17 protein-coding genes are annotated in these 15,912 nt (G+C 62.4%); 8 read left to right on the top strand and 9 right to left on the bottom strand.

Annotated features, from left to right (window positions below):
- Nucleotides 1-9 precede the first annotated feature (9 nt).
- The 5 genes from dapB to ACFQDI_RS21085 all read left to right on the top strand — a co-directional run bounded on the left by dapB (nt 10) and on the right by ACFQDI_RS21085 (nt 4,558).
- Nucleotides 10-747 carry a 4-hydroxy-tetrahydrodipicolinate reductase gene (gene dapB / locus ACFQDI_RS21105; RefSeq protein ID WP_377170628.1) on the top strand — a complete coding sequence of 246 codons (738 nt, stop codon included), beginning with the start codon at nt 10-12 and terminating at the stop codon, nt 745-747.
- 81 nt (nt 748-828) lie between these two features.
- Nucleotides 829-1,623, top strand: coding sequence for a putative polyvalent protein kinase domain-containing protein (locus ACFQDI_RS21100; RefSeq protein ID WP_377170626.1), 795 nt, complete (start codon nt 829-831; stop codon nt 1,621-1,623).
- Nucleotides 1,624-1,713: 90 nt separating this feature from the next.
- Nucleotides 1,714-2,178, top strand: coding sequence for a 2-amino-4-hydroxy-6-hydroxymethyldihydropteridine diphosphokinase (gene folK / locus ACFQDI_RS21095; RefSeq protein ID WP_377170624.1), 465 nt, complete (start codon nt 1,714-1,716; stop codon nt 2,176-2,178).
- Between the two features lie 119 nt (nt 2,179-2,297).
- Entirely contained in the window at nt 2,298-3,056 is a 759-nt protein-coding gene (locus ACFQDI_RS21090) for a hypothetical protein (protein WP_377170622.1), read from the top strand.
- Nucleotides 3,053-4,558: an NAD(P)H-hydrate dehydratase gene (locus tag ACFQDI_RS21085; protein ID WP_377170620.1), complete on the top strand. Its 1,506-nt coding sequence runs from the start codon at nt 3,053-3,055 to the stop codon at nt 4,556-4,558. Before ACFQDI_RS21090 ends, ACFQDI_RS21085 begins: the two co-directional genes overlap by 4 nt.
- 20 nt (nt 4,559-4,578) lie before the next feature.
- Here ACFQDI_RS21085 and ACFQDI_RS21080 read toward each other — a convergent pair whose 3' ends face one another.
- The gene (locus tag ACFQDI_RS21080; RefSeq protein WP_377170618.1) at nt 4,579-6,030 is read right to left on the bottom strand and encodes a DUF1501 domain-containing protein; all 1,452 of its coding nucleotides are present in this window, start codon (nt 6,028-6,030) and stop codon (nt 4,579-4,581) included.
- 219 nt (nt 6,031-6,249) lie between these two features.
- On the opposite strand from ACFQDI_RS21080, the gene ACFQDI_RS21075 reads away from it, so the two are divergent.
- Complete coding sequence (locus ACFQDI_RS21075; protein ID WP_377170616.1) at nt 6,250-6,834, top strand: hypothetical protein; 585 nt, start codon at nt 6,250-6,252, stop codon at nt 6,832-6,834.
- 15 nt (nt 6,835-6,849) lie between these two features.
- Here the strand turns inward: ACFQDI_RS21075 and ACFQDI_RS21070 are convergent, their stop codons facing one another.
- On the bottom strand, nt 6,850-8,379 hold the full coding sequence (locus ACFQDI_RS21070; protein ID WP_377170613.1) for an SIS domain-containing protein: 1,530 nt from the start codon (nt 8,377-8,379) through the stop codon (nt 6,850-6,852).
- Nucleotides 8,380-8,479: 100 nt separating this feature from the next.
- Between ACFQDI_RS21070 and ACFQDI_RS21065 the strand changes: the two genes are divergently transcribed.
- Nucleotides 8,480-9,499 (top strand): chorismate-binding protein, encoded by a 1,020-nt coding sequence (locus tag ACFQDI_RS21065; protein WP_377170610.1) that lies wholly within the window; start codon nt 8,480-8,482, stop codon nt 9,497-9,499.
- Entirely contained in the window at nt 9,496-11,028 is a 1,533-nt protein-coding gene (locus ACFQDI_RS21060; RefSeq protein ID WP_377170608.1) for a thiamine pyrophosphate-binding protein, read from the top strand. Before ACFQDI_RS21065 ends, ACFQDI_RS21060 begins: the two co-directional genes overlap by 4 nt.
- A gap of 135 nt (nt 11,029-11,163) precedes the next feature.
- Here the strand turns inward: ACFQDI_RS21060 and dhaL are convergent, their stop codons facing one another.
- From dhaL to ACFQDI_RS21025, 7 genes are all read right to left on the bottom strand, one after another.
- On the bottom strand, nt 11,164-11,799 hold the full coding sequence (dhaL, locus tag ACFQDI_RS21055) for a dihydroxyacetone kinase subunit DhaL (RefSeq protein WP_377170606.1): 636 nt from the start codon (nt 11,797-11,799) through the stop codon (nt 11,164-11,166).
- 83 nt (nt 11,800-11,882) lie between these two features.
- The gene (locus ACFQDI_RS21050; protein WP_377170604.1) at nt 11,883-12,287 is read right to left on the bottom strand and encodes an HNH endonuclease; all 405 of its coding nucleotides are present in this window, start codon (nt 12,285-12,287) and stop codon (nt 11,883-11,885) included.
- A gap of 3 nt (nt 12,288-12,290) precedes the next feature.
- Nucleotides 12,291-12,563 (bottom strand): hypothetical protein, encoded by a 273-nt coding sequence (locus tag ACFQDI_RS21045; RefSeq protein ID WP_377170602.1) that lies wholly within the window; start codon nt 12,561-12,563, stop codon nt 12,291-12,293.
- A gap of 742 nt (nt 12,564-13,305) precedes the next feature.
- Nucleotides 13,306-13,668, bottom strand: a complete 363-nt coding sequence (locus ACFQDI_RS21040) for a Crp/Fnr family transcriptional regulator (RefSeq protein WP_377170600.1) — start codon at nt 13,666-13,668, stop codon at nt 13,306-13,308.
- 12 nt (nt 13,669-13,680) lie between these two features.
- Nucleotides 13,681-14,694: a dihydroxyacetone kinase subunit DhaK gene (locus ACFQDI_RS21035; RefSeq protein ID WP_377170598.1), complete on the bottom strand. Its 1,014-nt coding sequence runs from the start codon at nt 14,692-14,694 to the stop codon at nt 13,681-13,683.
- 70 nt (nt 14,695-14,764) lie between these two features.
- A complete protein-coding gene (locus ACFQDI_RS21030) occupies nt 14,765-15,295 on the bottom strand; it encodes a YraN family protein (RefSeq protein WP_377170596.1) in 531 nt (176 codons plus the stop codon).
- Nucleotides 15,292-15,909, bottom strand: coding sequence for a ribonuclease HII (locus tag ACFQDI_RS21025; protein WP_377170594.1), 618 nt, complete (start codon nt 15,907-15,909; stop codon nt 15,292-15,294). Before ACFQDI_RS21025 ends, ACFQDI_RS21030 begins: the two co-directional genes overlap by 4 nt.
- Nucleotides 15,910-15,912 lie beyond the last annotated feature (3 nt).

Raw genomic sequence — 15,912 nt, 5'->3', positions numbered from 1 at the left:
CGGCTCATCATGTCTGACATCAAACTCCTCATCACCGGCAGCAAAGGCCGCATGGGCCAGGCCATCATCCGTGCCGCCGAGGCTCAAAACGTCACTGTCGCATCCACCGTTGACGTGGGCGACGCCTTGTCCCCGGCGCTCGCGAAAGCGGACATCGTGATCGATTTTTCTTCCCACACTTTCTGCGATGAACTGCTGGGCGAATGCCTCAAGCAGGGGAAGAGCCTCGTGATCGGCACCACCGGACACACCAACGAGGAACTGGCCCACATTCGCGAAGCGTCCAAGGCCCTGCCGATCGTGTTCGCCTCGAATTACAGCGTCGGCGTGAACACCCTGTTCTGGCTGACGCGCAAAGCCACGGAACTGCTCGGCCCGGACTTCGATCTCGAAGTCGTGGAGATGCATCACCGCATGAAGAAGGATTCCCCGAGCGGCACGGCACGCACGCTGGTGGAGATCCTGGCGGATGTGCGTGGCCTGGAGTATGACAAGGACTGCAAGCATGGCCGCTTTGGCGATGTGGGAGCGCGCACGCCGAAGGAGATCGGTGTGCATGCGATCCGCGGCGGCGATGTCGTGGGCGATCACACGGTAATCTTTGCCAATGTGGGCGAGCGCGTGGAACTCACTCACAAAGCCAGCAGCCGTGACACCTTTGCCACGGGCTCTGTCCGTGCCGCCCAATGGCTGGCGGGGAAACCTGCGGGGCTGTATGACATGCAGGATGTGCTGGGACTGAAGTAAGAGTTTGCGGTGGTAGGCGGTCGCTGCAAACGCCCCTCAACTCTTCCCTTTCGCCCGGTGACGTCTTCGCTTACTTTCCGCATGCCTGACGATGTCCCAGATTCAAGCCAGCCAGCCGCCTGTGAAGCCGCTGCTCACTCAAGAGCAGATGGCGAGGATCTTATCGTCGCGGCGCTCACTCACCTCCGAGGAAGCCTATCGGCAGATGGAGGCTCACATGGGCCGCCCTCGCTCGCCCGGCAGAAGGAAGACCTTCGTGAATGGGCGGGAAGTCTGGGTCTGCTGCTGAGTTCCAGTGACCTGCCTGCGCAAGTCGTGCGCGGCGGCATGGAGCACGACCTTTATCACGACTTCGACACGGATCGTTATTTCAAAGTCACCCGTGACGGCATCTTCGGTTTGTCCCCGGGCATCGACCTCGCATTGGTCTCCTCCGACATGGAGGCGCGACGATTTCATCTCTGGGAAGCCTCGCCTGTCGAGTATCTGGAGCGGCTGCATTTGCAAAACGAACTCGTCGCAGGGCTCAACCGCCTGGAGGGGGTTCTCGATCAGGGGGACGACCTCGCCATCGTCACCTCCCAGCCGCGGTTCGACATCGTGCCCGTCACCCTCGCGGAGATCGATGACTGGTTCACAGCGCAGGGTTTTGAAAAAGTCACCGCCTGCGGCTATTACCGAGCAGAAGACAACCTCGGTGTCTTCGATGCGCACGCAAAGAACCTCGTCCGTTTCGAAAACAATCTCATCCCCTTCGATGTCATACCCTGTCGGCCCGCCGGCGGCTTTTTAAAGTTCATCGCCGACACCCTTGCCTCCGGTCACACTGTCATCGCCGTGCGCACCGTATCCACTTCGCCACGCTCTGTCGAATAATGCTCCTGCGACCTTTTCCCTTTTCACTATGATCAAGCGGTTCCGAACAGATCCTGTGCGGCTGACAACCACCCCAAAATACATTTTCCAATGAAATTCGGCATCGCTCTTGGCTCCAATCTGGGTGATCGCGCTGAGAACATGCAGCGTGGTGTTGAGCTGCTGATGGCACGTGTGCCGGGCATCAGACTCAATGCGAGTGCGCGGGTGTATGAAACGGAGCCGGTGGATTGTGCGCCGGGGACGCAGGCGTTTTTGAATACCGTCATTGAAGTGGCGGCGGAATGCACGCCGGAGGAACTGCATGAGCACCTCAAGGCCATCGAGCAGGCGCTGGGAAGGCCGGAGCAGCGGGAGCGGAACTCGCCGCGCACGCTGGATCTGGATCTGCTGTATGCGGATGATGTGGTGAGCGATGACCCGGTGCTGACGCTGCCGCACCCGCGCATGCACCTGCGGCGCTTTGTGCTGGAGCCGCTGGCGGACATCCGGCCTGAGCTGGTGCTGCCGGGGCAAAAGGTGACGGTGGCCGAACTGCTGGCAAATTTGGAGTGAGGCGGGGCGCCTGCCCCCATGCGGAGACGCAGGAGGCCAGAATTGCAGGCAGGAGTGCCTGCATCACTTCGCGGATTCTGCGTGGCATGAAGCGGAATCTTGCTATGGAATGACGGACCATGACTGAAGCCCAACCCACACCCGCTGATTCTGGACGCTGGATTCGTTTCGCGCTCGTGATGCTGCCCGTCGGCACGATTCTGCTGGGGATCGCCTCCTTTGGCATCTGGCAGTGGAAGAAGGACCAGGCGGCGGACCGCTCCTTCAAGTATGCGCTGGCGCTGCGGCGGCAGATCAGCCCGGAGGGGATCGAGCGGCATGCGGACATCGTGCGCACGGCTCTGGCCAAGACAGACCGTGACCTGAGCATTCCCGGGTATCTTGAATCCACCATGGGAGCTGAGAACATGGGCTACTCGGTGCGACGCAAAAGGTTTGGCAACGAGCAGTCGATCGTCGACGCGGAACTGACGGGCACCAAGCGCCCGCTGGAAGTGGTGATGGTGCTGACGCTGTACGGCGGCCAGCCGGCCCAGATGGAAAGCACCACGCAGGCCATCGCCGAGGCCTTGTCAGTGGCGCATGAAATCACCGGAGAAAAGGTGGTGCGCACCCTGCGCTTTGCCTTCATTCCAGACACTCCGGCGGCGCTGAAGGAACTGAGGGAAGTGCTGCAGAAAGACGGCGAACGCCTGATGCACCTGATGGTGCTCGGGGGGCCCGAAGTCGCGGGCATCGAGGCCGTCTCCAAAGCCCTGGACACGACGGCGAAAGGCACGCGTGTGCTGTCTCTGCCTGCGACGAAAACGCCCCAGGACACCGTGCAGTCTGCCCATCAACTCAAACTCATGCTGCTGGACGCGGCGGAAATCCCATGACCGTGACCTGCCGCCAGATGCAGCAATGCGAGGAGGCCGCGTTTGCACGCGGCGTGAGTGCGGCGGCACTGATGGAGGAGGCCGGGCGCGGCATCGCGAAGGTGGTGCGCCAGTTTGCGCCGCGTGCGGGATCGCTGGTGCTGTTTCTAGGCAAAGGCAACAATGCAGGGGATGCGCTGGTCGCTGCGCGTGAACTGGTGGCTGATGGGTGGCGGCTGTATGCAAGGCTGAGCGGTGAACCCGCCGCAATGAAGGCCCTGCCGCGCCAGCACCTGGCGACGCTGGGCAGTCTCGTACACCTTTTGAAGGATGCCTGCGCGCATGACTTCCCAGCGGGGCCCATCGTGAGCCTGGATGGGCTGCTCGGCATCGGTGCCCAGGGGCCGATGAAGCCGGAGCTGCAGGTGCTGGCACGCGAGATGAACCTGCTGCGGACGCAGCGGCATGCGGTGACGATTGCGATGGACATTCCCTCGGGGCTCGATGGCGACCATGGCGATGCCTGCGAGGATGCGGTGGAGGCGGATGTGACCGCCGTGGTGGCGCAAATGAAAGCGGGCCTGGTGGAGGATGGCGCTGATCATTACGTGGGACGCATCGCGCTGGTGCCGCTGCCTGATCTGGCACAGACGGATGGCGATGCGCAGGCCGAAGTGCTGACGCCGCAACTGCTGCGCTCCCGGCTGCCGCGACGTGCCAATGACATGCACAAGGGGGATGCGGGACGCATTGGCATCCTGGCGGGATCTCCTGGATTTTTAGGAGCGGCAGAGCTGGCGTGCCGTGGCGCCATCCGCGCAGGGGCGGGGCTGGTCACGCTGCTGGTGCCTGAGAAGGTGTATCCGCTGCTCGCGCCGCGCATGCCGGCGGAGGTGATGGTGAAAATGATCGACGACTATCGGGATGTCCTGGACATGCGCTTTGATGCGCTGGCCATTGGTCCCGGGCTGGGCTTTGAGCATGAGAAGGAAATCGTCGAGGTGCTGAAGAAAGCGAAGGCGCCCACCGTCGTGGATGCGGATGCGCTGACGATGCTGGCACAGCACCCGGAGGTGATGGATGCCACGGGCAAGCTGCCGCGGCTGATGACTCCGCACCCGGGCGAAATGGACCGGCTGCTGCGGAATTTCCCCGGTTGGCATGGCATGAGCCGGCGCAGGCTCGTGGAATCGCTCACAGAATCAGCGCCGGGGCGTACGCTGCTGCTCAAGGGGACGAGGACGGTGATCGCCACGCAGGGGCAGGCGACGATGTTTAACACCACTGGGCATCCTGGGATGGCGAGCGGTGGCATGGGGGATGTTTTGACGGGTGTGTGCGCCGCTTTTGCCGCACAGCGTTTGAGTCTGCACCTGGCGGCGGGGCTGGGAGCATGGCTGTGCGGTCGGGCTGCGGAGAGGTTTGTGAGCCAGGAGCTCGCGGCCATGGAGTCGGTGGGTGCGAGCGATGTCACGGCGCATCTGGGGGGTGCGCTGCGGGATTTGAAGGAAGGCTGTTTTTAGAGGGCTTTGTGCCCGCCATTTTATGCCAGCAGCTTGTGCAGGACTTTGCCGTGGACGTCGGTGAGGCGGAAGTCGCGGCCTTGGAATTTGAAGGTGAGCTTTTCGTGCTCGAGGCCGAGGAGATGCAGGATGGTGGCGTGCAGATCGTGCACATGGGCGGGATCTTCAGCGACGCCGAAGCCGAGCTCGTCGGTCTTGCCGAGGGTCTGGCCGGCTTTTACGCCGCCGCCGGCGAACCACATGGTGAAGGCGTCGATGTGGTGGTTGCGGCCGGTCTTGTCGCGGTTTTCGCCCATGGGGGTGCGGCCAAATTCGCCGCCCCAGATGACGAGGGTCTCTTCGAGCAGGCCGCGTGATTTGAGATCGCGGATGAGGGCTGCGCAGGCCTGATCGACGTCTTTGACGACCTTGGGGAAATCGTCTTCCAGCGTCTCGCCTTTGCCGCCGTGGTTGTCCCAGCTGGTGTGGTAGAGCTGCACGAAGCGGGTGCCGCGCTCGACGAGGCGGCGGGCGAGGAGGCAGTTGCGCGCGAAGGAGGGCTGGGTGGGATCGACGCCGTAGAGATCGAGGGTGGCCTTGGATTCGCCCTTGAGGTCGATCAGCTCCGGGGCGCTGCTCTGCATGCGCCAGGCCATCTCGTAGGCGTTGATGCGGGTCTGGATTTCGTCGTCGCCGGTTTCGACGAGGCGGGAGAGGTTCAGCTCGCGTGCGGTGTCGATGACACGGCGCTGGCTGGCGGGGCTGTAGGCGGCGGGCGTGGAGAGGTTCAGGATGGGCTCGCCGGTACCACGAAGTGGCACACCCTGGTAGGTGGTGGGGAGGAAACCGCTGCCCCAGAGCACGGAGCCGCCACGGGGACCGCGGGGGCCGCTTTGGAGAACGACAAAGCCGGGGAGATCGCTGGATTCGCTGCCGATGCCGTAGGTGACCCAGGAGCCCATGGAGGGGCGCCCGAACTGGCCGCTGCCGGTGTTCATGAAAAGCTTGGCCGGGGCGTGATTGAAGAGCTCGGTTTTGCAGGTGGTGACGATGCTGATGTCATCCACAACGCCCTGCATGTAGGGCAGCATGTCGCTGACCCAGGCGCCGCTCTGGCCATGCTGCTGAAAGCTGCGGCGGGTGCCGAGGAGCTTGAAGCCGTTGCTGGTGCCCATGAAGGCAAAGCGCTTGCCCTCGATGTAGCTCTGCGGGATGGGCTGGCCGTTGAGTTCGACGAGCCTGGGCTTGTAGTCGAAGAGCTCCAGCTGCGAAGGACCGCCGGCCATGAAGAGATAGATGACGTTCTTGGCGCGGGGGATGACGTCTCCTTTTTTCATGACGCCCGGGCCGGGGGCCGCGGCGGCGCTGGCGGCATGCAGGCCGCGCTCCGCCATCAGGGAGGCCAAGGCCACGGAGCCGATGCCCATGCCGCACTGGCTGAAGAAGTGGCGGCGGGTCTGGTCGCGGAGCTGGCTGTCGTGAGGGGAAATCATCAGGCGAGCTTACGAAGGCGGCAGCACTGATGTTTCAACAAGCGGCCCGGGAAGCCGTCAGCCGGCAACCCCAATCGGATTTCTCCACGAATCGCTTGTCGCCCCCCTTTTTCCATCCACAATATTTCCATGCATGAGTCGGCTGCTTCTTCTGAAGCGTTTAAATCGTCGGGCCCTCAAACCCGAGACGAGCCGACAAGCCTGACAAATGGCGCACCCATGACCGGCCTGGAAAAAGCACGTTCCACTCTCCTGAATGCAGATCTGGCGTTTCCGCAGATTCCCGAAGAGCTTGCCTGCAAACTGGAGGAACAGGGCCGATGGCTCTTTTCCACGCGTGAGGTAAAGATGTCGCCATACAACATCGAAAAGTATGTGGATGAGAGTTATCATTCACCACCACCCTACGCCGTGCTGGCCCATGTCGGATATGGATTCAACTCCTACTTCCTAGCGTACTATCTGGTCTTCGGCCCGTTACGTTTGTTTTTGGGCCTTTCGTTGGGTGGCGCATACATGAACCACGAGGAAAACGTGGTAGAAATAAAGAAATGCTTTTCCTTGGCTGACGAAATCCTGACGGCTGCCATGAATTCGGGAAAGCTCTTTCCTGACGAGTATCTGACCATCGTATGCTCTGACTTCTACGGCAGCCATTGGGGCTTGTCCTTGCCGGAATATGTCCGGCGTTCAGACTTAACCAATGATTGTGCGTCAGAGTTGCTCGCCAAAATCCTGAACTGGCTGAATGATCCCAAACCCAGACGGAGCAGACTACCGATCAAGCCTCGCAAAAACGGGTGAAAAGGATCACGCTGGTCACACCTTCACCCCCAAGGCCGCCAATGTCTTCAGCACGATGGGCTCGCCGGGCTGGAGTTTTTCACGTTCTTCAAACAGGAGGCGTGTGACTTTTTCATAACCGGGGAGCTTGCCGGTGCGGCGCTGGGCGAGGAGGCGGACGTAGCGGACGGCGCGGTCGATGAGCTTGTTGTTGCTGGGCTTCACGTAGGTCATGAGGTTGTCGAGGTAACGACCGAGACGGCCCATGACGAGGGTGGAGTGGATGTTGATGAGGAGCTTGAGAAGGAGGTGCGCGTGGAATTCGTGGATGCCGGTGAGGTCAATCTGATGCCTGAGGCCGTCGAACTCCCAGACCATCTCCCCTGCCCCGCCCTCGATGTGAAAGAGCAGATGCTCGGCATCATGCGTGCGGATGCGGCGCCGGGCCGCGAGCTGTGCGGAGAAGTCATAGGAGGCCAGCACCTCGGCACCGGCGACGTGGCGCACGTCCGGCCACTCCAGGGTGCGGGGCTCGCGGTGCAGCAGGGCATGCCAGGCGGCATGAGCGCCGGGCTGCTCCGGCATGAGGAAATGAGACCATGAGGCTGGGGCGGCGGGATCGTCCTGCTTTTCAAAAGGCACGAGGCTGAAGGTGGGGGCGCGCTCGGTGGTGTCTGTGACGACGGTGATGCCAAAGCGTGCGCTGCTGTAAAACACATAGTCCCCCCGCGCATACACCGCCGCCTCGTGCTCGATGAAGGGCACGAGGAACTGACCGTCGCAATGTGCGACGTGGCGGAGAAGCTGCAGCACCTCCGCCGGTGCGTGCTCAGGGTCCTGCTGGTGAATGAACGCAAAGCCGATGGCGGCCATGAGCACGGTGCTGGCCTGCAGGCGGGTGCTGCCGGAGACGGCCATGGCACCCACGGAGAGATTGAGCTTATGGATGGCCGGATTTTCGATCACGCGCCTGGAACGCGCGGCGGCTTTGACGAGCTGCTCGTCCGGATTGCAGTAGAGGAACCAGGGGGGATTGGCGGAGAGCTCTGCGGCACGCTCTGCAGCGCCGATGACAAAGGGGGTCTCTCCGCCTTCGGTGGAGGCGATGAGGAGATCGCCATGGGTGAAACCGAGCTCTTCGAGCTGCCGTGCGCCGTATTCGGGATGGTCCTCGAAGGTTTCGATGGCCTTGATCAGGGCGAGGTCTCCGCCGGCCATGAAGGCGACGATGCGCTCCGGGTCTTTGACGGGCAGAACGCCCATGCGGCAGAACACCTCGATGCTGAGAGACAGCCGCCCGGTGGCGCCGCAGCCGCAGAGGAACACGCGGTGCCCAGCGCCCAGGGTCGCGGCGATGGCGCGTGCGAGGTCGGCCAGAGGGGCGGATTTCGCGGCAAACTGACGCAGCGCGAGGACATCGACCTGATGCATGAGCCTGACCGCCTCCCCCACGTCCGAGCGGGCCATCTGGGACAAGGAAGTGGTGAAAGGGTGCTGCGATTCCGTGTCCAGGGCGCCGAGCTGGTAGTCGGTGGCCACTTTGAGGAATTCGTCGGCGGCATTCATGCAACAAGGATTCGACTGGCGAGGCGTGAAGGATGTTCACATGTGACTGTTTCCCATCTTGCACGCAGCGCGGTGCGTTTCACTATGCATGCAATATCGCATGATGGAATTCGCATTGTTCAGGCTGCCCGACGGGCGGGCATGGCTGGGAGAAGGCCCATTCACCGCGCTGGCCACCGTGCCGGCGGCGGGTGGGGCCTTCTATATCAATGACTTTGACCTGCATGACCCCAAGCCCTGGAAAGTGCCTGCGCGTCTGCATGAGGTCACTGCCGGAGACCTTGCCGAAAAGACCCACCTCAACGGCTCACAAAAGCCTCAGATTCAATGGGCCAAGCCCGCCACCGAGTGGTTTAAGATGGCCTTCCGACGCATCCGCCGTGAGGTGCAGGCCAAGCGTCTGGAAAAGATGGTGCCCGTGCTCACCGAGTCGGGGACTTTGACCGCAGGCAATCCACGGCGGCTGCTTGAGGCGATCATGCAGGCGCCTGGGAACATGTGGAGCTATGCGCATGTGAAAGAGGACGGTGGTTTTCTGGGTTCGACGCCTGAAATGCTGTTCAAGCTGCAGGAGAGGCAACTCGAAACGATGGCCCTGGCCGGCACGGCCAAGCCGGGGAATCAGGAGGGCTTCCTGACGGACGTGAAGGAGATCGAAGAGCACGAGATCGTGGTGCGCTACCTCACGCAGCGGCTGCAGGCGCTTGGGGCCATGGCCCGGGAGCCTCGCACCTTGTGCCAGACCTCGGGGCTGGTGCATTTTCAGTCCAAACTCAGTGTGCAGCTGGAGGCGAAAGCCGACCCTGCGCAGCTGGTGCCCTTGCTGCACCCCACGCCCGCAGTCGGCTGCCTGCCCCGAGATGACGAGGCGATGGAGAAACTGCGGGAATACCGCCAGCAACTGAAGGTGCCGGGCTTCTTTGGCGCGCCGTTTGGCTTTGCCGAAGCCGATGGCACGACGCACATCGTCGTGGCGATCCGCGGGATCTGCTGGGAGGGGAATCAGATCAGCCTGCCCTCAGGCTGCGGCATCGTGGGAGGGAGCGCCTTTGATCATGAATGGCGGGAACTGCGGCTGAAACGCGAGGCGGTGCTGCGCCTGCTGTCTCTTCAATCATGACTCAGACTGAGCTCATCCATCAAACCCTGCACACGCTGGCCTACCTGGGAGTGCGCGAGGTGTGTGTGGCGGCGGGAGCGCGCAATGCGCCGCTGGTTTCCGCCCTGCTCGCCTGCAGCGGCGTGAAGATCTGGAATTTTTTCGAAGAGCGCAGCGCAGCCTTCTTTGCCCTGGGCCGGATCATGGCCGACCGCAAGCCGGTGGCTGTGGTGACGACGTCAGGCACGGCGGCGGCGGAACTCCTGGCAGCCACGATCGAAGCGCATTATCAAAACCTGCCGCTGGTGCTGGTGACGGCCGACCGGCCCAAGAGATACCGTGGCAGCGGAGCACCGCAGGCCATTGAGCAGGCCGCGCTGTTTGGGGTTTATGCGACCATCGTGGGCGACTGGGATGTGACGGATGAGTCCCATGAGGGCCACTGCTCGGACGGGCCGATGCACCTCAATGTGTGCCTGGATGAACCGCTGGAGACGAACGTGGCCGGTGTTGATTTTTCCGCCGCCCAGTCGCTGCCAGCGTCTGAGGAGGGGCCACCCAGCCCGCTGAGGTGCGACCTCGTGCTGGCGGCGGGCATGCACCCCAAGGATGCTGCGGAGGCCGCCGCGCTGCTGGCCCGGCTGGGGGCACCCATCGTGGCCGAAGCCACCTCGAACCTGCATGCTTTCACGGAGCTGAAGCCCCTGCTGATACCCGGTGGCGAAAGGGCGCTGCAATCCTCACGCCCGGCACACGTGCTGCGCATCGGCGCCGTTCCTTCCTGGCGCTGGTGGCGGGATCTGGAGAGCCATCCGAAGGTCAAGGTCACCAACATCACCCGAACCGGCTTCAGCGGGCTCGCGCGGACGGAGAATGTGGAAACGCTGGGCTGGGAGAGCATACGCAGCGCGGAGTTTTCCCGTGTCGATCCGCCCTGTGGCATTCTGCGCTTTGAACCCGAGTACGGGAAGTTTCCCGAGTCCGAACCCGCCTGGATCAGCAAAATCGCGAATGCGATACCGGCGGGTTCACGAGTATTCATCGGGAACAGCCTGCCCATCCGTGAACTGAACCTGGCCATTCAGACTGCCAGGCCGGGTGTGGAGTTTTTTGCGAACCGCGGTGCGAATGGCATCGACGGCCTGGTTTCGACCTTTCTCGGAGCCAGCGCGATTCACGAGGGCGAATGCTGGCTGCTGCTGGGAGATCTGAGCGCGCTGTATGATCTCGCAGCGCCGTGGGCAATCTCGCAGATGGATCATCCGAGGCTGCGCATCGTGGTGATCAACAACGGCGGCGGCAAAATTTTCTCCCGGGTGGCCAGCATGCGCGCCCTGCCCGATGCAGCGCGCAGCGTGATCGAAAACCGTCACGCGCTGGGCTTCGAACCGTGGGCGCAGATGTGGGGGCTGGAATACCTCCAGACGAATGATGCGAACGATCTCGAAGACCTGCTGCCCGTGCCGATGGTGATCGAAATCCGGCCCGAGCCGCTGCAAACGGAGGCGTTCTGGAAGGACTGGCAGCGGCCGGTGATCAGGCCGCGGTGAGCCTGCTGTGGCGACAGCCCGCCTGTCCATGAGCGTACGGCAGGCACCATGGCGTGCGAACGTCCTGGTGGTCTGGCGGAGCGCGCTGCGGAGCACGACAAGCACCCGACGCCAAAAACACCCAACGTACGATGATCAAGCGACGATGAAGTCGCGGAAGGCGGTGATGATGACGACCACGGAGCAGGCACCGGCGTCGGGGAAGCCGATGCAGGCCTCGCCGAGGGTCTTGGCACGGCCAAACTTGGCGACCATGGCTTTGCTGGCGTCCTTGCCGGCTTCGGCGGCGGCGGCTACAGCGGTGATGGCCTCTGGCAGGGATTGAGCGGAGACTTCGGCGGCTTTGACGGCTGCGGGTTCCATGGCGTCCACGCAGGTCTTGTCGCCGACGGCGGCACCACCGCGCTGCTTGACGCCATCCACTCCGGCCTGGAGGAAAGCTGCGAGTCCGGCTGCGTCGAAGGCTTCTTTGCCGTTGAGGGCTTTGCCGCCATTGCGGAAGAAGGTGCCGAAGATGGCACCGCTGGCGCCGCCCATGCTGCTCATCATGGCCATGCCGACGGTGGAGAAGGCTTTTTCAATGCTCTCGGGCTCGGCTGCATTGAGCTTTTCCATGGCTGCGCGCATGCCGCGCTCCATGCCCATGCCGTGGTCCCCGTCTCCGAGATCACGGTCGGCCTGGGACAGCATCGGCTCGGCCGCGATGATGCGCTCGCAGGCGAGCAGGAGCATGGCTTTGACTTCGTCTTTGGAAAGGTTGGCTTTGGGCATGGAACCGCGATTGTTGGCGCGCTGGCGGGGAAGTCAAATGCGAAGCCTGCGAGCGCCTGCCCCCGGAGAAGGACGGCAGCCCGCTAAAAAGTGCCCTCCAGCAGCAGCAATTCACGCAGGAGGACTGAGTCCGGATCATTCATTTCCAGAACCATCACCGTCGTGCGCCCGATAGGCGTCTGCCCGTGCAGCCACGCTCCCTGCCATTTGAAATGATCCTCCCATACATCCTGACGTGGTCGAAACAGCCTTACCACTCCCCCTGTCACCGGATCAATTCCAGCCACATTGGCTCCTTTGTGCATGTTGCAGGAAAAACACGCCCAAGCCAGATTCTCCAGAACAGTGGGACCACGATGCTTCTCCGCGATGATGTGATCTGTGTGAAAAGGCAGATCAGAGACATGCTCAGGCAGCCGACAGTACTCACAGCGCCCCGCAGCCTGCTCGATCACCTGCCGCTCCAGCTTACGGGACGGTCTCGGCATAACTCAGGCAGCAGTCTGTTGCAGAGAGATGCGCGCCCGGGCCTTCATCAGCTCCAAAGTGCGTCCGGCTTTTTGGAAGCTTGTGAGCTCGTTTTGCTCCGTTTCATCCAATTCTGCGACCTTGGCCTTTTCCAAGAGCACCAGCATGCGTTCCCGATCATCCGCAGAGAATGAAAAACTCAGAATGGCAGTGGCTGCCGCCTTGTCCCATCCGCCAGATCCCGGCTGAATGAGACGGCTTAAAATACCGGCTTCCGTGGTGGTCACTGAGTTCATGGGAGAGAAAGTATGCCTCATTCCGCCCATTTCAACTCCTACCCCGCTCTTCAGCACTTGCAATCCCATGGCAACTCAAGCCCCCCTTCAAGTTGCCGCTTTTTTGGCGTTTATCAGCCCGAGCAGCTTCCTTGATTTGCACAGCCATGCCACGCAGCGCAGCCGCATGCTCTGGGCTGCCTCTGGTTTCACCGTCTTTGGAAGCCATGTGAACTGCGTGGTTGCCGGTTGCCACACCTAAGCACGGCAACCGGCAACCAGCCGGGGCCCGAGGAGGAGGAAAGGCCTTGTGGCTGCACATGGGGGCTCACTGGGGAGGAAGGCGCCGCGCATGCCAGACAGCGGTTCCCTTGGCGCACCGGGGGGCGGGATGAATGAAGCCATGGAAGGATGTATCATCATCATAATAATATTCGTTGAAGGTCTGCCACCAGCCTTCCCCTCGCGCGGCAAGAATGCCCCTTCCCCCTTAACCGAGCGCCGTTTACTGGCACGAATCCGCAGGTTTTGCCGCCCCCACAAGGCCGGTTTCCACAGGGCAACCAGACACCCCCTCGTGGTTGCCGTCGTTTTCACGGGATGCCTGCAATCATATGCCATTGCATACCATTCCCCACCACAGATTGCCGCGAATTGCCATCCGTTGCCCAGCTTTCAAGGGGGGGAAGGAAACATGGTTGCCGGTTGCCGTGCTTAGGTGCGGCAACCGGCAACCAGGGAGAAAAGAGGTCCGGGAGACGTCTTAAACCGCCGCGCGTTTGTCCGCCTTGCGCAGGCGGTCGGCCATGCCTTTCATGACGTGGAGAGCAAACTGGGGCATCTCATCGACCATGAACAGGAAGTGATGGCGGTTCACGGGAAGGAGCCTGCAGTCCGTGCGGGCGATGGCGTCAGCCGCACGGACAGAATCTTCGATGAGGGATATCTCGCCGAAGAACCCTTCGGGCCCCACGGTTTCCACGGTGACACCGTTGATGATGATGTCCACCTCCCCGCTCTGCACCACATACATCTCCCCAGATTCGTCGCCGGCATTGAAGATGGCGGTTCCCTGGAGAACGGACCTCACATTGGCGGGGCTGGCGAAGATTTCGGGGAGTTTCATGGCATGGCAGGTTTACAGTTTGGTGTAGCCCACGCTTTCGCAGGGCAGATCCCAGAGTTTTTTCAGCTCCGCATCCAGCTTGGTGATGCTGAAGCTGACACCGGCCATCTCCTGGCAGGTGACGATGTTGTCGACGATGGTCTGGTGAATCTTGATGCCGCGCGCGTCGAGGATGGGCTTGGCGCCGCGCAGGAGGATGAGGAGCTCCATCATATGGGTGGAGCCGAGGCTGTTGACGAAGAAGACGATTTCATCTCCGGCGCCCAGGGCCAGATCATCGGCGAAGAGGAGGTCGAGCATCTTGGCGGCGAGCTCATCGGCGGTGCACATGGGGATGAGACCCACGCCTTTTTCGCCATGGATGCCCATGCCGAGGCCGATCACATCGTCTGCCAGCTCGAAGGTGGGCTTGCCGGTGGCGGGAATGCTGCCGGGCTTGGTGGAGACGCCGACGGTGCGGGTGTTGTCGCAGGCCTTCTGGGCGATGCGGGCAAGCTCGTCGAGGGAGTCAACGGTCTGCGCGGCGGCACCGGCGAGCTTGGTGATGGGGACGAGACCGGCCACACCACGACGCTTGTGCTTTTCCGCAGGCGGGGCGGAGCAGACGTCGTCGGCGATGATGACGGTTTTCACAGTGATGCCTTCGTCAGCAGCGAGTTCCGCGCCAATGTCGAAATTCATCACGTCGCCAGCGTAGTTGCCGTAGAGAAAGAGGACGCCTTTGCCACGGTTCACAGCCTGGGCGGCCTCGAGCACGATGTCAGGCGGAGGGGCGGCGAAGATTTCGCCTACGGCAGCGCCGTCTGCCATGCCTTTGCCAACGAGGCCATGATAGATGGGCTCGTGCCCGGCACCGCCGCCGACGAGCAAGGCGGGGGCGTCCGGACGGAGATCATTCATGACAATGGAGCGCGTGCCGACGCGGCGTGCCTTGCCGTCGTAAGCGAGCACGAGGCCTTCAAAGAGTTCGTCGGCGCACTTCAGCGGGTTGTTGATGATCTTTTTGGCAGGATTGGCTTGGCTCATGGGGGGATCGTCTGGGTTGGAAAAAGAGCCGCCAGTGTTACGGCGTGGGCCGGGGCTGTCAAAGCACGATTCACCGGCCAGCCATCGAAGGGTCAGGCATCTGGAAAGCGTTTTCGATGATGTGGACGCGGGGCAGCTCGCCCTCGATGAGGATGACTTCGGCGATGTCGAAGCGGAATTTGATGCGCGGATTTCCCAGGAGGCGCAGCCACTCGCAGGCACCGCGCCGGATGAGCCGCTGCTTGTCAGGCCCGACGGCGTCGGCTGGGCGCCCAAAGGCGGTGCCGGTGCGGGATTTGACCTCGATGAAAGTGAGGACGTCCCGATGCCGGGCGACGATGTCCACCTCTCCACGGCTGCCCCCGCGGTAGTTGCGATAGAGCACCTTGCGGCCATGGGTGGCGAGCCAGCGTGCGGCGATGAGCTCGCCCATGGCTCCCACTTCACGGCTGTCCATCCTCCGCCCCGCGAGCTGGCGCTGAAACCGGGTCAGCGGGCGGGCGCGCAGCCAGAGGGCGGCTGTGCGCAGCCTGGGAGCCCCCGTAAGCCGCCGCCGCAGCAAGCGCCACAGACCTCGGCAACGGAAGGCACCGCTTTTCATGCGAGGTCGAGTTCGAGCTGGGCGACGGGCCGGAAGCTGCGCCGGTGGTGCGGAGAGGGGCCATGCTTTTTCAAAGCCGCCAGATGCGCGGGAGTGGGATAGCCCTTGTGGATTTCAAAACCGTACTCGGGGTGCTGCGCCGCCAGACTGACCATCAAACGATCCCTGGTGACCTTGGCGATGATGCTGGCCGCGGCGATGGAATAGCTGAGGCTGTCCCCTTTGACCAAAGCGACCTGATGCATGGGAAAATGCTTCACCGGCTTGCCGTCAATGAGCGCCGCGTCCGGCTGCGGCTGCAAGCCCAGTGCGGCACGCCGCATGCCCTCCCATGTGGCCTGGAGGATATTGATGCGGTCAATTTCTTCGGGCTGAATGCTGACACAGTGCCAGCGAATGCGTGCATCTGCGGTGATCTCCTCGTACAAGCGCTCACGCCTGGCTTCGCTGAGCTGCTTGGAGTCGTTGAGGACGGCGTGCGTAAAATCATCTGGCAGCACCACCGCCGCCACGCAGACGGGGCCGGCGAGGGGGCCACGACCTGCCTCATCAATGCCTGCGACGATGCGATACCCAGCCGTGCGCAGCGCGTTTTCGTGCTCGTTCGTTGGCATAAG

Origin of the sequence: Prosthecobacter fluviatilis (genome assembly GCF_042655725.1) — a bacterium.
Lineage (GTDB): Bacteria > Verrucomicrobiota > Verrucomicrobiia > Verrucomicrobiales > Verrucomicrobiaceae > Prosthecobacter > Prosthecobacter fluviatilis.
This window is presented reverse-complemented; position numbering and strand designations above follow the sequence as displayed.

Excerpts from the sequence above, each read along its gene's own strand:
- dapB (WP_377170628.1), top strand. The coding sequence starts at position 10 with ATGTCTGACATCAAACTCCTCATCACCGGCAGCAAAGGCCGCATGGGC.
- ACFQDI_RS21100 (WP_377170626.1), top strand. The coding sequence starts at position 829 with ATGCCTGACGATGTCCCAGATTCAAGCCAGCCAGCCGCCTGTGAAGCC.
- folK (WP_377170624.1), top strand. The coding sequence starts at position 1,714 with ATGAAATTCGGCATCGCTCTTGGCTCCAATCTGGGTGATCGCGCTGAG.
- ACFQDI_RS21090 (WP_377170622.1), top strand. The coding sequence starts at position 2,298 with ATGACTGAAGCCCAACCCACACCCGCTGATTCTGGACGCTGGATTCGT.
- ACFQDI_RS21085 (WP_377170620.1), top strand. The coding sequence starts at position 3,053 with ATGACCGTGACCTGCCGCCAGATGCAGCAATGCGAGGAGGCCGCGTTT.
- ACFQDI_RS21080 (WP_377170618.1), bottom strand. The coding sequence starts at position 6,030 with ATGATTTCCCCTCACGACAGCCAGCTCCGCGACCAGACCCGCCGCCAC.
- ACFQDI_RS21075 (WP_377170616.1), top strand. The coding sequence starts at position 6,250 with ATGACCGGCCTGGAAAAAGCACGTTCCACTCTCCTGAATGCAGATCTG.
- ACFQDI_RS21070 (WP_377170613.1), bottom strand. The coding sequence starts at position 8,379 with ATGAATGCCGCCGACGAATTCCTCAAAGTGGCCACCGACTACCAGCTC.
- ACFQDI_RS21065 (WP_377170610.1), top strand. The coding sequence starts at position 8,480 with ATGATGGAATTCGCATTGTTCAGGCTGCCCGACGGGCGGGCATGGCTG.
- ACFQDI_RS21060 (WP_377170608.1), top strand. The coding sequence starts at position 9,496 with ATGACTCAGACTGAGCTCATCCATCAAACCCTGCACACGCTGGCCTAC.
- dhaL (WP_377170606.1), bottom strand. The coding sequence starts at position 11,799 with ATGCCCAAAGCCAACCTTTCCAAAGACGAAGTCAAAGCCATGCTCCTG.
- ACFQDI_RS21050 (WP_377170604.1), bottom strand. The coding sequence starts at position 12,287 with ATGCCGAGACCGTCCCGTAAGCTGGAGCGGCAGGTGATCGAGCAGGCT.
- ACFQDI_RS21045 (WP_377170602.1), bottom strand. The coding sequence starts at position 12,563 with ATGAACTCAGTGACCACCACGGAAGCCGGTATTTTAAGCCGTCTCATT.
- ACFQDI_RS21040 (WP_377170600.1), bottom strand. The coding sequence starts at position 13,668 with ATGAAACTCCCCGAAATCTTCGCCAGCCCCGCCAATGTGAGGTCCGTT.
- ACFQDI_RS21035 (WP_377170598.1), bottom strand. The coding sequence starts at position 14,694 with ATGAGCCAAGCCAATCCTGCCAAAAAGATCATCAACAACCCGCTGAAG.
- ACFQDI_RS21030 (WP_377170596.1), bottom strand. The coding sequence starts at position 15,295 with ATGAAAAGCGGTGCCTTCCGTTGCCGAGGTCTGTGGCGCTTGCTGCGG.
- ACFQDI_RS21025 (WP_377170594.1), bottom strand. The coding sequence starts at position 15,909 with ATGCCAACGAACGAGCACGAAAACGCGCTGCGCACGGCTGGGTATCGC.